Annotated in this window: 15 protein-coding genes; 2 read left to right on the forward strand and 13 right to left on the reverse strand. The window is 66.3% G+C overall.

The genetic code is table 11. The features are described 5' to 3' along the window. Positions 1-60: 60 nt before the first annotated feature. The 9 genes from hslU to V9K93_RS06085 all read right to left on the reverse strand — a co-directional run bounded on the left by hslU (position 61) and on the right by V9K93_RS06085 (position 7,929). Positions 61-1,434, reverse strand: coding sequence for an ATP-dependent protease ATPase subunit HslU (gene hslU, locus V9K93_RS06045; RefSeq protein WP_046985007.1), 1,374 nt, complete (start codon positions 1,432-1,434; stop codon positions 61-63). Between the two features lie 60 nt (positions 1,435-1,494). Continuing rightward, positions 1,495-2,046: an ATP-dependent protease subunit HslV gene (gene hslV, locus V9K93_RS06050; protein WP_005411093.1), complete on the reverse strand. Its 552-nt coding sequence runs from the start codon at positions 2,044-2,046 to the stop codon at positions 1,495-1,497. Between the two features lie 173 nt (positions 2,047-2,219). After that, positions 2,220-2,420, reverse strand: a complete 201-nt coding sequence (locus V9K93_RS06055) for a DUF3079 domain-containing protein (protein ID WP_046985006.1) — start codon at positions 2,418-2,420, stop codon at positions 2,220-2,222. A 78-nt stretch (positions 2,421-2,498) separates the two neighbouring features. Continuing rightward, positions 2,499-3,389: a tyrosine recombinase XerC gene (gene xerC, locus V9K93_RS06060; protein ID WP_046985005.1), complete on the reverse strand. Its 891-nt coding sequence runs from the start codon at positions 3,387-3,389 to the stop codon at positions 2,499-2,501. Between the two features lie 13 nt (positions 3,390-3,402). Further along, a complete protein-coding gene (locus V9K93_RS06065) occupies positions 3,403-4,077 on the reverse strand; it encodes a DUF484 family protein (protein WP_006393359.1) in 675 nt (224 codons plus the stop codon). Further along, positions 4,074-4,925, reverse strand: a complete 852-nt coding sequence (gene dapF / locus V9K93_RS06070; protein WP_046985004.1) for a diaminopimelate epimerase — start codon at positions 4,923-4,925, stop codon at positions 4,074-4,076. Before dapF ends, V9K93_RS06065 begins: the two co-directional genes overlap by 4 nt. Further along, the gene (gene lptM, locus V9K93_RS06075; protein ID WP_012512147.1) at positions 4,918-5,190 is read right to left on the reverse strand and encodes an LPS translocon maturation chaperone LptM; all 273 of its coding nucleotides are present in this window, start codon (positions 5,188-5,190) and stop codon (positions 4,918-4,920) included. The genes dapF and lptM overlap by 8 nt, the downstream gene beginning before the upstream one ends. A 128-nt stretch (positions 5,191-5,318) precedes the next feature. Further along, positions 5,319-5,741, reverse strand: a complete 423-nt coding sequence (locus tag V9K93_RS06080; RefSeq protein WP_337302210.1) for a YbaN family protein — start codon at positions 5,739-5,741, stop codon at positions 5,319-5,321. 55 nt (positions 5,742-5,796) lie between these two features. Further along, on the reverse strand, positions 5,797-7,929 hold the full coding sequence (locus V9K93_RS06085) for a S9 family peptidase (RefSeq protein ID WP_046985002.1): 2,133 nt from the start codon (positions 7,927-7,929) through the stop codon (positions 5,797-5,799). 197 nt (positions 7,930-8,126) lie between these two features. Between V9K93_RS06085 and V9K93_RS06090 the strand changes: the two genes are divergently transcribed. Further along, a complete protein-coding gene (locus tag V9K93_RS06090; RefSeq protein WP_337302211.1) occupies positions 8,127-9,311 on the forward strand; it encodes a pyridoxal phosphate-dependent aminotransferase in 1,185 nt (394 codons plus the stop codon). Positions 9,312-9,434: 123 nt separating this feature from the next. Here the strand turns inward: V9K93_RS06090 and V9K93_RS06095 are convergent, their stop codons facing one another. Beyond that, positions 9,435-11,531 (reverse strand): prolyl oligopeptidase family serine peptidase, encoded by a 2,097-nt coding sequence (locus V9K93_RS06095; RefSeq protein ID WP_337302212.1) that lies wholly within the window; start codon positions 11,529-11,531, stop codon positions 9,435-9,437. Positions 11,532-11,600: 69 nt separating this feature from the next. After that, positions 11,601-11,927, reverse strand: a complete 327-nt coding sequence (locus tag V9K93_RS06100) for a hypothetical protein (protein ID WP_337302213.1) — start codon at positions 11,925-11,927, stop codon at positions 11,601-11,603. Between the two features lie 127 nt (positions 11,928-12,054). On the opposite strand from V9K93_RS06100, the gene V9K93_RS06105 reads away from it, so the two are divergent. Then, positions 12,055-12,657, forward strand: coding sequence for a lipocalin family protein (locus V9K93_RS06105; RefSeq protein ID WP_046984998.1), 603 nt, complete (start codon positions 12,055-12,057; stop codon positions 12,655-12,657). 37 nt (positions 12,658-12,694) lie between these two features. Here V9K93_RS06105 and V9K93_RS06110 read toward each other — a convergent pair whose 3' ends face one another. Both V9K93_RS06110 and V9K93_RS06115 read right to left on the reverse strand, forming a co-directional pair. Beyond that, on the reverse strand, positions 12,695-13,384 hold the full coding sequence (locus tag V9K93_RS06110) for a methionine ABC transporter permease (protein WP_046984997.1): 690 nt from the start codon (positions 13,382-13,384) through the stop codon (positions 12,695-12,697). Further along, the gene (locus V9K93_RS06115; protein WP_337302214.1) at positions 13,381-14,388 is read right to left on the reverse strand and encodes a methionine ABC transporter ATP-binding protein; all 1,008 of its coding nucleotides are present in this window, start codon (positions 14,386-14,388) and stop codon (positions 13,381-13,383) included. Before V9K93_RS06115 ends, V9K93_RS06110 begins: the two co-directional genes overlap by 4 nt. Between the last annotated feature and the right edge of the window lie 29 nt (positions 14,389-14,417).

Here is a 14,417-nt window from a genome sequence, read left to right on the forward strand (position 1 = left end):
CGGGGTCAGAGCCCTCGCCACGGCGAGGGATCCGCCCCCATCGGATAGCGGCCTTCTGCGTTACAGGATGTAGCGGCTGAGGTCCGGATCCTGCACCAGCTCGCCCAGGTGCGTATCGACGTAGGCGCTGTCGATTGCAAGGGTCTCGCCATCACGGTCCGGTGCTTCGTAGCTGAGCGAATCCAGCAACCGCTCCAGCACGGTGTGCAGGCGGCGCGCACCGATGTTCTCCTGGCGCTCGTTCACCTGGAAGGCGATCTCGGCCAGGCGATCGATGGCATCGGCGGTGAAGCTGACCTTGACGCCCTCGGTGGCCAGCAGCGCCTCGTACTGCTTGGTCAGCGCGGCCTTCGGTTCGGTCAGGATGCGCACGAAATCGTTCTTGCTCAGCGCACCCAGCTCGACACGGATCGGGAAACGACCCTGCAGCTCGGGAATCAGGTCGCTGGGCTTGGCCAGGTGGAATGCGCCGGAGGCAATGAACAGGATGTGGTCGGTCTTGATCGTGCCGTACTTGGTGGACACGTTGGAGCCTTCCACCAGCGGCAGCAGGTCGCGCTGCACGCCTTCGCGCGAGACGTCGCCACCACCCACGTTGTCACCACGCTTGGCGACCTTGTCGATCTCGTCGATGAAAACGATGCCGTGCTGCTCGCAGGCTTCGATCGCCGCGGTACGGATGTCGTCCTCGTTGACCAGCTTGCCGGCTTCTTCTTCGATCAGCAGCGGACGCGCGGCCTTGATGGTCAGCGTGCGCTTGTGCGCCTTGGCGCCACCACCGAGGTTGGCGAACATCGACTTCAGCTGCTGGCCCATTTCCTCCATGCCCGGCGGGGTCATGATGTCCATGCTGACGTTGGCGGCCAGGTCGAGCTCGATCTCGCGGTCGTCCAACTCACCATTGCGCAGCATCTTGCGGAACTTGATGCGGGTCTCGTTGTCCTGTGCCGACGGCTCGTTGCGCGCCACCTCCGGATCGAAACCGATGCCGCCACTACGTCGCGGCAGCAGCGCATCAAGGATGCGGTCTTCGGCGCGCTCTTCGGCCTGGGTACGCACGCGCACCTTGGCCTGTTCGCGGTAAAGCTTCACTGCGGTATCGGCCAGGTCACGGATGATCTGCTCGACGTCCTTGCCGACGTAGCCGACTTCGGTGAAGCGGGTTGCTTCGACCTTGACGAACGGCGCGTTGGCCAGCGTGGCCAGGCGGCGTGCGATCTCGGTCTTGCCGACGCCGGTCGGGCCGATCATCAGGATGTTCTTCGGCATCACCTCATTGCGCAGCTCAGGCACCAGCTGCATGCGACGCCAGCGGTTGCGCAGGGCGATGGCCACCGCGCGCTTGGCGTCGTGCTGGCCCACGATATGCCGGTCCAGCTCCTGCACGATCTCGCGCGGGGTCATGGTGGCGGAGGAAACTTCGATCTTCGACATGGATGTGCTCACGAATTCGTTGTCGGTAGCGCCGGGCCATGCCCGGCGGATCGGGGAGCGTTACAGCTCCTCGACCACCACGTTGCGGTTGGTATAGATGCAGATGTCGCCGGCGATGCCGATCGCTTCACTGGCGATGGTGCGCGCATCCAGTTCGGTGTGCGCCATCAGCGCGCGGGCGGCCGACAGTGCATAGGAACCACCGGAACCGATGGCGATGATGCCGTCCTCCGGCTCGATCACATCACCGGTGCCGCTGATGATCAGCGAGGTTTCCTTGTCGGCCACGGCCAGCAGGGCTTCGAGCTTGCCCAGACGGCGCTCGGTGCGCCAATCCTTGGCCAGCTCGACCGCAGCGCGCTGCAGCTGGCCGTGCTTTTCCAGCTTGGCCTCGAACAGCTCGAACAGGGTGAAGGCATCGGCGGCGGCACCGGCGAAGCCGGCCAGCACCTGGCCGTCACGGCCAAGGCGTCGCACCTTGCGCGCATTGCCCTTCATCACGGTGTGGCCCAGCGTGACCTGGCCGTCGCCGGCAATGGCCACGTGCTCGCCGCGACGGACGCAGACGATGGTGGTGGCGTGGAAAACGTTGGGATTCTGACTGGGGTCCATGCGGCCTCCGATAGCTGTTCCCGGGAGATGGGGACAGCGCCGGGTGCGATCAAGCCTGTGCGGATGGCTGCCGTTCAGCGCTTGGCGGCGCGCCATTGGCAGGCGGGCGCCTTTTCAACGAGCGCATCGCAATGCGCGCGGGCCCCGCCGCCCGAACGTTGAACGCCTGTCGTTCAACGTTTTGCCTGCGACGGCCGCTCCGGATTGGGCTCGATGCCCCAGGCAATGTACCAGTCCTCCCCCTGCGTCTCGATCGGATGCTGGGTCCGGCCGGAACCATTGCCGCAGGCCAGCGCGTCAGCCGCGCAGTAGCGGTCGCAGCCCCAGCAGATGCGCTCGGGATGCCTGGGGTGCAGCGGAATGGGCTTCGCCATGGCAGGCAGTTTCCTCGTGGCCTGCGGCCACGGTGCGCCGGTTGCATCCGCCCAGCCCTGATCCAGATCAAGGGCGGTCTATTCAGCCTTGTCGTCCTTGCTGCGACGCTTCGCACGTGGATGCGCGGCGTCGTAGACCTTGGCCAGATGCTGGAAATCGAGGTGGGTATAGATCTGCGTGGTGGCGATGTCGGCATGGCCGAGCAACTCCTGCACGCCGCGCAGGTCGCCGGAGGATTCCAGGATATGGCTGGCGAAACTATGCCGCAGCATGTGCGGATGCACGTGCTTGAACAGGCCCTGGCGCTGCGCCAGCTGGCGGATGCGGATCTGCACCGCGCGTTGGCTGATCGACCCGTTGCGACCGGGAAACACCGGCATTGCCGGGCCACCACCACTTTCCGCACGCCATGCCTGCAGCGCTTCGCGCGCTGGTCGGCCGAACGGCACCCGGCGCTGGCGATTGCCCTTGCCCATCACGTTGACCAGGCCGCTGGCAAAATCAAGATCGCGCCAGGTCAACGCACACACTTCGCTCAGGCGCAGGCCGGAGGAATAGAACAGTTCCAGCAACGCGCGATCACGACGGCCGAGTTCACCCTCGGGCTCCAGTTCAACCAGCTGCACGGCTTCATCGGCATCGAGCACCTGCGGCAGCCGACGTGGCGCGCGCGGCGCCTTCAGCGTCGCCGCCGGGTTGACCTCGATACGGTCGTGCTTGAGCAGCCAGGCGTAGAAGCTGCGGCAGGCAGACAAGCGGCGCTGCAGGCTCTTGGCCGACAGTCCGCGGCGGTGTTCATCGGCGACGAACTGGCGCAGCGTTTCGGCATCGAGTGCTTCCACCACCACGCCCCGCGGCTCGGCCCACACCGACAGAGCGTCCAGGTCGCGGCGATAGGCATCAAGCGTATGCGCCGACATCCGCCGCTCCACCTGCAGGTGCTGCAGGAAGGCCTGTACCGCGCTCATCGTCGTGTCCTGCTCAGCCCGGGAAGCGCTTCAGGCCGGTGACCAGCGCATCGCCCATCATGCGCAGGAACAGCGTGCCCATGCCCGGGTAGAAGCGGTTCGGGTCATGGCTGCCGACCGCGATCAGGCCTACGCCCGGCAGTGGCAGCAATGCGGTGGTCTGCACTTCTTCGCTGCGTACGCCATACAGCACGGCGTTCTTTTCCGGCTGCAGGCGGCCACAGATCGGCTCGCCGTCCTTCAGGCAATCGCGGAACGGACCGAGCTGCGCATCATCGGCGGCGATCACCTGCAGCCAATCGGCCTGTTCCAGTCCCGCCACCGGCGTGTGCACCACCAACCGCACCAGGTCGCCGGCGAAGTCTTCCTGCAGCGAGGCGGCCATCGCACGCAGGGTGTCGGCGGCGTTGTCCTGCTTCATCAGCGCCAGGGTCAGCTGGTGCGTACGCACCGCCAGGCGCTCGTTGACCTGTGCGGTGGCGCCCAGATCGGCCAAGCGTCGCGCGAGCTCGCGGTTCTTCTCACGCAGCACTTCCAGCTGGTAGCTGGCCAGCGATGCGGTCGGGCCGTCATCGCGGGGCACCACCAGGGTCAGGGCCAGGTCCGGGAACTGCTTGAGGAAGCCGGGATGACGCCGCAACCAGGCAGCAACTTCGTGGGCCCCGAGCTTGTCGACGGTTTCGGTCATGCGATCCACTCCCCTTCGAAGACGAATGCAGTCGGGCCGGCCATTACCACCGGCTGGCCATCACCCGGCCACTGGATGCGGAGGTCACCACCGGGCAGGCTGATGCGCGCATCGCGCTGCAAGCGGCCACGCTGCATCAGGGTCACCGCAGCGGCACAGGCACCGCTGCCGCAGGCCAGGGTTTCGCCGACGCCGCGCTCGAACACGCGCAGGCGTGCATGCGCGGGGCTCATCACCTGGGCGAAGCCCACGTTCACCGAACGCGGGAACGACGCATGCTGCTGCAGCAGCGAACCGACGCGCTCGACCGGTGCGGCATCGATCAGGCCGACTTCAATCACCGCGTGCGGATTGCCCATCGACACTGCGGCAAAACGCACGGTCTCGCCCTGCAGCGGCAGCAGGTATTCCTCGCGCGGATGGGCGAAGCCCACCAGCGGCACGTTGGCCGGCTCGAACGCGGGCACGCCCATGGTCACCGCGTACTGGCCATCGCCCAGCACCTTCACTTCGTGGCTGGCCAGCGGGCTGTCGATGACGAACGCATCGCCCTGTGCACTGCCCTCGCGCACCAGCCAGGCGGCGATGCAGCGCGCACCGTTGCCGCACTGTTCGGAATTTGAACCATCGGCATTCCAGATCCGGTACGAAGCCACCGAGCCTTCCGCACGCGGCGCTTCGATGGTCAGGATCTGATCGCAGCCGACACCGGTGTGGCGATCGGCCAGACGCGCGGCCAGCTCGGGCGTAGGCGGCACGGTGCCGTCACGCAGGTCGATCACTACGAAATCATTGCCCGCGCCGTGCATCTTGCTGAAACGCAGCGCCTTGGAACCGGCCTCACTCATTCCCGCTGCCCACCTTCTTCGCGGGCGCAGGCGCCGGCTGGGTCGTCGGCGCGGCCGGGTCCACGGTCGTGGCCGGGGTGCCGGTGCCCTGGGTCTCCGCCGGAGTCGCTTCGTTGGCGGGCTCGGCAACCGGTTCGACCAGTTCTTCCACCGGCACCGGCTTCTGCGGCAGTACCAGCGGGCCCTTGTTGCCGCAGGCGGCGAGGAGCAGCAGCGAAGCCGCTGCCAGCGGAATCAGGATGGCGTTTCGATGGGGGATCTTCATGCCCCGAGTATAGCCATTGGCGGCTGAGCGGTTGGTGCAGGGTGCCGTGCCGCGCATCCGCCGGGCATGGCCCGGCGCCACCGCAACCGGGCCCCCTGGTAGCGCCGGATCATGCCCGGCGGGGGACGTTACTCGGCTGGCGGCAACGGCCGGGTCCACAACCAGATCGCCACCACGGTCATGCTTCCGATCGAGAACCACTTCACCCAGGCGATCGGCACGCACCACAGCATGATGCCGGCGCACACCGCCATGGTGACCGTGGCCATCCACTTGCCATAACGGCTGACCGCGCCATGCGCCTGCCAGTTAGCGATGGCCGGGCCGAAACGCGGGTGTTGCAGCAACCAGTTGTGCAGGCGCTCGGAACCGCGCGAAGCGGCCCAGGCCGAGATCAGGATGAATACGGTGGTCGGCAGGCCCGGCACGAAGATGCCGACGATGCCGGTGCCGAGGCTGACGTACGCCAGCAGCCACCAGGCCCAGCGGAAACGTACCGGCCGGACCGGCGCGGACGATGCTTTGGCAACGGGTGGGTCGGGCTGGCTCATCGCACAAGGATACCCAGAGCGGTGGCGGCGGCGATATCACCGCCGCCACCGTGCCTCATTCCGCCGCAGCGGCGCCGGCCGGGTCCTGGATACCCAGCTGCTGCAGCACGAAGGCGTATGACTCGGACAGCTCACGGTAGCGCTGGAAGCGCCCCGACTTGCCCCCGTGACCAGCTTCCATGTTGGTGCGGAACAGGATCGGAAGATGACCGGTGTTGTCGTCACGCAGCTTGGCCACCCACTTGGCCGGCTCCCAGTACTGCACCTGCGAATCCCACAGGCCGGTGCCCACGAACAGCGCCGGGTAGGCCTGCTTCTTCACGTTGTCATAGGGCGAGTAGGACAGCATGTAGTCGTAGTACGGCTTCTGCTCCGGGTTGCCCCACTCGTCGTATTCGTTGGTGGTCAGCGGAATGGTCGGGTCGAGCATGGTGGTGACCACGTCGACGAACGGCACCTGCGCCACCATCACCCGATAGTCCTGCGGCGCCTGGTTGGCCACCGCGCCCATCAGCAGGCCGCCGGCGCTGCCACCGGAGGCGGCCACGCGATCTTTCGCCGCCCATCCCTGTGCCACCAGGCCACGGGTGACGTCGATGAAATCGTTGAAGGTGTTCTGCTTGTGCAGCAGCTTGCCGTTCTCGTACCAGTCACGGCCCATTTCCTGGCCGCCGCGGATATGCGCAATGGCATACACCACGCCGCGATCGAGCAGGCTCACCGCGGTCTGGTTGAAGTACGGGTCCATCGACATGCCGTAGCTGCCGTAGGCGTACTGGAACAGCGCGCCCTTGCCATCCTTCTGGTAGCCCTTGCGGTAGACCAGCGACACCGGCACCTTGACCCCGTCGCGGGCGGTGATCCACACGCGGTCGGTTTCGTACTTCGATACGTCATAGCCGATCACCGGCTGCTGCTTCAGCTGACGGCGCTCGCCCGTGGCAGTGTTCAGCTCGAACACCGTGGTCGGGGTGGTCATCGAGGTGTAGACGTAACGCAACCACGGCGTATCGGCCTCGGTGTTGTCGCCCAGGCCCATCGAATACGCCGGCTCATCAGCCTTCACGTAATCGCTGCGGCCATCCTTGAACAGCAGGCGGATGCGCTCCAGGCCCTCGGAACGTTCGGCGATGGCGGTATAGCTGTCGAACAGCTCGAAGCCTTCGATGAACACCGCAGCGTCGTGCGCGATCCAGTCCTGCCACTGCGAGCGCGAGGTGGCATCGGTAGGCGCGGTGACCAGCTTGAAGTTCTTCGCACCGTCGTTGGTGCGGATCACCCAGCGGCCATCGTAGTGGTCAGCGTCATACTCGACATCGCGCTGGCGCGGCGCAAGCACGGTGAAGGTGGTCGGATCACTGGCCGGCGCGTAGCGCTCCTCCGAGGACACGGTGCTGTGCACGCCGATGGTGATGAAGCGGTCGTCGCGGGTGCGGCCGATGCCCATGTAGAAACTGTCGTCCTTCTCTTCGTAGACGACGGTGTCGGCACTGGCCGGTGTGCCCAGCACGTGCTTCTTCACGCGCACGGTCAACAGCGTTTCCGGATCGTTCTCGACGTACAGCACGGTGCGGTTGTCGTCGGCCCAGACCAGATCACCGGAGCTGCCGCTGATCACATCGGGCAGCACCTGGCCGGTGCGCAGGTCCTTGAAGCGGATGGTGTACTGGCGGCGGCCGACGTCATCATCTGCCCAGGCCAACAGCTGGTTGTCCTGGCTGACCTCCATCGAGCCGACACTGAAGTAACCCTTGCCGGCGGCCAGTGCATTGACGTCGAGCAGGATCTCCTCGGGCGCTTCCATCGCACCCTTGCGGCGCGCATGGATGGGGTAGTCCTGGCCGGTCTCGTAGCGGCTGTAGTACCAGTAGCCGCGCTCACGCGCCGGCACACTGGAATCGTCCTGCTTGATGCGGCCGACGATCTCCTTGTACAGGGTGTCTTCCAGTGGCTTCAGCGGTGCCAGCAGCTGGTCGGCATAGGCATTCTCGGCCTGCAGGTAGGCCAGCATGTCCTTGTTCTCGCGCTTGTCGTCGCGCAGCCAGTAATAGTCATCGTTGCGGGTCGCGCCGAACGGCGCCTTGACCACGTGCGGATGCTTGGCGGCATCCGGCGGAACGGGCGGAGTGGCGGCGGTAGCGGTGGTGGTCATCAGGCTGGCAAGCAACAGGCAGAGGGTGGATTTCATGAGATAAGGCTCCTGGTGCATCAATGCAATGGTCTTCGACGGGGTCAGATCCCTTTTCCCGAAAAGGGATCTGACCCCAATCCCGGCAATGCGGCAACCCTGCGGATCGTCATGGATCGCGCGCGCCCCTCCTCCGGGTCAGAGCCCTTTTGCACGCAAAAGGGATCCGACCCCGGCACGCGGCGTACCATGGCTGCATGAGCACCCTGCCCCACACGCCGGGCTACAGCCGGCGCAGCCATGAAATCGCCCCGTTCCACGTGATGTCCCTGCTGGCCCGCGCACAGGCGCTGGAACAGGCCGGCCATGATGTGATCCACCTGGAGATCGGCGAACCGGACTTCACCACCGCCGAACCGGTCGTACGCGCCGGCCAAGCTGCGCTGGCCGCCGGCCACACCCGATATACCGCCGCGCGCGGCCTGCCGGCCCTGCGCCAGGCGATCAGTGGCTTCTATCGCAGCCACTATGGGCTGGACATCGATCCCGAACGCATCCTGGTCACGCCCGGCGGTTCCGGGGCGCTGCTGCTGGCCAGCAGCCTGCTGGTCGATCCCGGCCGCCACTGGCTTCTGGCCGACCCCGGCTACCCCTGCAACCGCCACTTCCTGCGCCTTGTGGAAGGCGGCGCGCAGCTGGTGCCGGTCGGCCCGGACACCGCATACCAGCTCACTCCCTCGCTGGTGGAACAGCACTGGAATGCCGACAGTGTCGGCGCGCTGGTGGCCTCACCCGCCAACCCGACCGGCACCGTGCTCTCCGCCGACGAACTGGCCGCACTATCGAAGGCCCTGCATGCGCGCGGCGGCCACCTGGTGGTGGACGAGATCTATCACGGCCTGACCTACGGCCTGGATGCAGCCAGCGTGCTGCAGGTGGATGACAGCGCGTTCGTGCTGAACAGCTTCTCCAAATATTTCGGCATGACCGGCTGGCGGCTGGGTTGGCTGGTGGCGCCGCCGGCGGCGGTGCCGGACCTGGAGAAGCTGGCACAGAACCTGTACATCAGCGCATCCAGCATCGCCCAGCACGCTGCGCTGGCCTGCTTCAGCGCGGAATCGATGGCGATCTTCGAGCAGCGCCGCGAAGCGTTCCGCGAGCGTCGCGATTATCTGTTGCCCGCCCTGCGCGAGCTTGGTTTCCGCATCGAAGTGGAACCGCAGGGTGCGTTCTACCTGTACGCCGACGTCAGCGCGTTTACCGACGACGCGCAGGCGTTCTGTGCGCACTTCCTGGAAACCGAACACGTGGCGTTCACCCCGGGCCTGGATTTCGGCTTCCACCGCGCCAACCAGCACGTGCGGCTGGCCTACACCCAGGAAGTGCCGCGGTTGCAGGAAGCGGTGGCGCGGATCGCACGCGGGTTGAAGCGATTCCGGTAGCGCCGGGCCATGCCCGGCGGCATATTGCCGCGCTCCGCGCTCGCCGGGCATGGCCCGGCGCTACCCGATAACGAAAAACGCCGCCCTGGGGCGGCGTTTTCCGTTCTGCTTATTCCGTTCTGCTTACTTGCCGCCCAACCGCTCCCACAGGAAGCTGTAGGCCAGTGCAGCCATGTGCGCGGCCTGCGCATTGTTGGCCGCACCGCCGTGGCCACCTTCGATGTTCTCGTAGTAGGTCACGTCCTTGCCGGCGTCGATCATCTTCGCCGCCATCTTGCGGGCGTGGCCCGGATGCACGCGATCATCGCGGGTGGAGGTGGTGAACAGCACCGGCGGGTAGGTCTTCTTCGCGTCGAACAGATGGTACGGCGAGAAGGTCTTGATGAACTCCCAGTCGCTGGTGTCCGGGTTGCCGTACTCGGCCATCCACGAGGCACCGGCCAGCAGGTGGCTGTAGCGCTTCATGTCCAGCAGCGGTACCTGCACCACCACCGCACCGAACAGCTCCGGGTACTGGGTGAGCATGTTGCCGGTGAGCAGGCCACCGTTGCTGCCGCCCTGCACGCCCAGGTGCTTGGCCGAGGTGATCTTGCGGGTGACCAGGTCCTGCGCCACGGCGGCCATGTCTTCATAAGCCTTGTGACGGTTCTGCTTCAGCGCCGCCTGGTGCCAGCGCGGGCCGTACTCACCACCGCCACGGATGTTGGCGACCACGTACACGCCGCCCTTTTCCAGCCAGGCGCGACCCATGCCACCGGAGTAGCTCGGGGTCAGCGAGATCTCGAAGCCACCGTAGCCGTACAGCAGGGTCGGGTTGGAACCGTCCAGCTTCATCGCCTTGTCGTGCACCACGAAGTACGGCACGCGGGTGCCGTCCTTGCTGGTGGCGAAGTGCTGTTCGATCACCTTGTCCTTGGCATCGAAGAAGGCCGGCATGGTCTTGAGCACTTCCGGCGCCTTCCCGATCTCGGCCAGTGCCAGCGTGGTCGGGGTCAGGTAGTCCGTGGCGGTCAGCCAGACGGCGTCGCTGTCGTTGCTGTCCACCGCGCCCACGGCCAGGGTGCCGAAGGCCGGCGCACCGACGAACTCACTCTTCTGCCAGCCGCTGGCACCCGGGGTCAGCACCGACAGGCGGTTCTTGACGTCGTCGAGCACGTTCAGCACCAGGTGGCTCTTGGTCCAGGTCGCACCGGCCAGCGAGGTGGTCGCGGTCGGGGTGAACAGGACTTCGAAATCACGCTTGCCGGCCAGGAAATCGTCGAGCTTGGTCGCCAGCAGCGAGCCGGAGGCGTAGGTTTTGCCACCTACGGTCCAGGCGTCACGCAGCTCCAGGGTCAGCCACTGCTTGTGCAGGCCCTTCTCCGCCGAGTTCGGCGCGTCGATCTTGGTCAGCGTGCCGTTGTCGGCACGCAGGTACAGCTCGTTGTTGTAGAAGGCCAGGGTGCGGCTGACCAGGTTGCGCTCGAAGCCCGGAGTGTCATCGTGCATCGCCGCGATGTACATGTCTTCCGGCTTGCCTTCGTACACCACGCTGGCCGAGGCCATCGGCGTACCACGCTTCCACAGCTTGGCCACGCGTGGGTAGCCGGAGGTGGTCATCGAGCCGGCACCGAAGTCGGTGTAGACGAATACGGTGTCGCGGTCGATCCAGTTCAGGCCGCCCTTCGATTCCGGACGGAAGAAGCCGTCCTTGATCCAGGACTTGTTGGACAGGTCGAACTCACGGGTGACATCGGCATCGGCGCCGCCGCGCGACAGCGCGATCAGGCAGCGGCTGTAGTCCGGGCGCAGGCAGTCGGCACCGTGCCAGACCCAGTTCTCGCCCTCGGCCTTGTTCAACGCGTCCAGGTCGAGCACGGTTTCCCACTGCGGCGAGGCCTTGCGGTATTCGGACAGCGTGGTGCGCCGCCACAGGCCGCGCTCGTGCTGCTTGTCCTTCCAGAAGTTGTAGTAGTAGTCGCCGATCTTCTGCACCCCGGGGATCTTGGCATCGGAGTCGAGCACCTCACGGATGCTGGTCTCCATCTGCTTGAAGGCCGGGGTCTGCGCCAGGCGCCCTTCGGACTTGGCGTTCTGTTCCTTGACCCAGGACAGCGGCTTGTCGCCGGTGACGTCCTCCAGCCAAGCGTAGCGATCGGTTTCTTCAGCGGCCACGGCGGTCCCCACCGAGGCAGCGGTCATCATGCCGGCCAACAGGCAGGCGGAAGCGAGTCGTGACATTGCAGCTCCAGGCAGTCATAAGCCCAGGAACGCTAGCACGGAACGTCGCGGCCGCCCCCGTGTCGAAGGTCAGGCCGTGGCCGTCGAGCCGCGCCGGCCTCGAGGCGTCCCGCCGCTGCGACGTCGCGCCTGTCCACCGGTACGACGTGCCAGCCGCAACCACGACAGGCGTGGCAACGGGAAGCGCAGCAGTGCCCACCAGGCCACCAGCGGCATGCCCACCAGCCACATCGGCAGCCAGCCCAGCCAGGCGCTGCTGCCGCGCGCGGCCGGCCAGACCAGTACCAGCGCCAGGCCGGCCAGGGCCAACTGCTGCACGCTGCGCAGCAGGCGCGGGTCGGCACGCTCGAGGATGACGCGTTCAGTTGCAGGGCGAAGGGCGGAACGTGCGTTCATGGGGCTTCTCCGGTAGACAATGCAACACAGCTTGGGCAAGCCCCTTCTCACAGGTTGCGACACCATTGACGGATCGCGTGCACACAGTCGACCATGCGCGTGCAAGCCCACTGGAGCACGCTCCCGCATGACCTCGATCCGCCCGCTCTGCGCCGTGCTGCTGGCCCTGTCCCTGGCGGGCCCCGCCATGGCCGCCAGTGAGCCGCCGTCGCCCCGTGCCAGCGCAACGCGCGCTCCCGCCCTGGACGAACCGATCGACCTGAAGCGCTTCATGGGCACCTGGTACGTGATCGGCCGCGTACCGAACTTCATCGAACGCGGCCATGTCGCCAGCGTCAACCAGTACGAACTGCGCGACGAACACAAGGTCGGCATCACCTACCGCTACCGCGATGGCTTCGGCGAACCCCTGCAGGAAGTCCGCGCCCGCGCCAGCGTCGACCCGGACAGCGGCAACCATGGCTGGCGCACCTGGTTCTATCGCGTGGTGCCTACGCATTCGCGCGTGCTGGAAGTGGCCCCGGACTACTCATGGGCGCTGATCGGCTACCCGGGTCGCGAGATGGCCTGGATCTTCTCGCGTACCCCGGACATGGACAAAGCCCTGTACAAGGAGCTGGCCGAGCGCCTGCGTGACGAGTACGGCGTCAACACCGACAAGCTCAAGCGGGTGCCGCAGCACCCCGAGCAGGTCGGCAAGCTGGGCTACGAAGTGCCGAACGTGCGTTGAGATGGCGCCGCCGGGCATGGCCCGGCGGACGAACCGATTATTTGCGGCTGTAATGCGTGACCAGGCGGTCGCCGAGCATCTGCAGCAGCTGCACCAGCACCAGCAATACCACCACGGTGACCAGGGCCACGTCGGTACGGTTGCGCTGGTAGCCTTCGCGAAGTGCCAGGTCGCCCAGGCCACCGGAACCAATCGCACCGCCCATTGCCGTGAACCCGACCAGCGCCACGGTGGTCACGGTCGCGGCTGCAATCAGGCCCGGGCGAGCTTCGGGCAACAGTACCCGGCTGACCAGTTGCCAGGTGGTGGCGCCCATCGCCTGTGCCGCCTCGACCACACCGCGGTCTACTTCACGCAGAGCAGTCTCGACCAGCCGCGCGTAGAACGGTGCCGCACCGATGACCAGTGCGGGCAGCGTGCCGAGCACACCGATCGACTGGCCCATCAGCCACAGCGACACCGGGATCAGCACCACCATCAGGATGATGAACGGTACCGAGCGCAGCAGGTTCACCACCAACGCCAGCACGCCGTAGGCGAAGGGCCGGCGCTTCAGCTGCGGCGCCCCGAACACGTACAACAACACGCCCATCGGCAACCCAATGGCCAGAGTCAGTGGCAGCGAACCGGCCATCATCAGCAGCGTCTCGATGGTCGCCTTGCCGATATCCACCCATTTGTCCGCATCCAGGTGGCGGAAGAAACCTTCAGCAGTGGCGGCGATCATCGACGCAGTTCCTCAACGTGCACGCCGGCGGCCACGAATGCGGCCTGCGCGGCGGACTGGTCACCGCCCACCAGGGCGACCACCAGCTGGCCATACGGGGTGTCCTTGATCCGGTCGATGCGGCCGGACAAGATGTTGTAATCGACCCCAGTCTGGCGGGCGACGCTGCCGAGCAGGGGTTCATAGGTGTCGCCGCCGAGGAAGGTCAGGCGCACGATGCGACCGCCGACGACGTCGAAATCGCGGTGCAGCGCGCCTTCATCCACGTGCTCCGATTCGCTGACGAAACGGCGGGTGGTCGGATGCTTCGGGTGCAGGAACACCCGAGTGACCGGGCCGGTCTCGACCATCTGGCCGCCATCAAGCACAGCGACGCGGTCGCAGACGCGGCGGATCACGTCCATCTCGTGGGTGATCAGCACGATGGTGAGGCCCAGCTCGCGGTTGATCTTCGACAGCAGTGACAACACCGAGGCGGTGGTCTGCGGGTCGAGCGCACTGGTCGCCTCGTCGCACAGCAGGAGCTGCGGGCGGGTCGCCAGCGCACGGGCGATGCCGACGCGTTGCTTCTGGCCACCGGACAACTGGGCCGGGTATTTCTGCGCATGCGCTTCCAGGCCGACGGTCTGCAGCAGCTCGGCCACGCGCGCGTCGATCTCCGCCTTCGGCGTACCGGCCAGCTCCAGCGGGAAGGCGACGTTGCCCGCCACCGTGCGCGAAGACAGCAGGTTGAAGTGCTGGAAGATCATGCCGATGCGCCGACGCAGCGCGCGCAGGCCGTTCGGGTCCAGCGCGGTGACATCCTCGCCGCCGATCAACAGCCGTCCACCGCTGGGCTCTTCCAGGCGGTTGATCATGCGGATCAGGGTCGACTTGCCGGCGCCGGAATGGCCGATGATGCCGAACACCTCACCGGCCTCGATGGTCAGGTCCAGCGGTTGCAGCGCGCTGACTTCGCGGCCGGCAACGGCATAGGATTTGTGCAGGCGCTGGAACTCGATCACGGGCGTGACTCACCGGCTGGGTGGCGGAA

It is taken from the genome of Stenotrophomonas sp. CCNWLW162 (genome assembly GCF_037203745.1).
In the GTDB taxonomy this organism is placed as follows: domain Bacteria; phylum Pseudomonadota; class Gammaproteobacteria; order Xanthomonadales; family Xanthomonadaceae; genus Stenotrophomonas; species Stenotrophomonas maltophilia_AQ.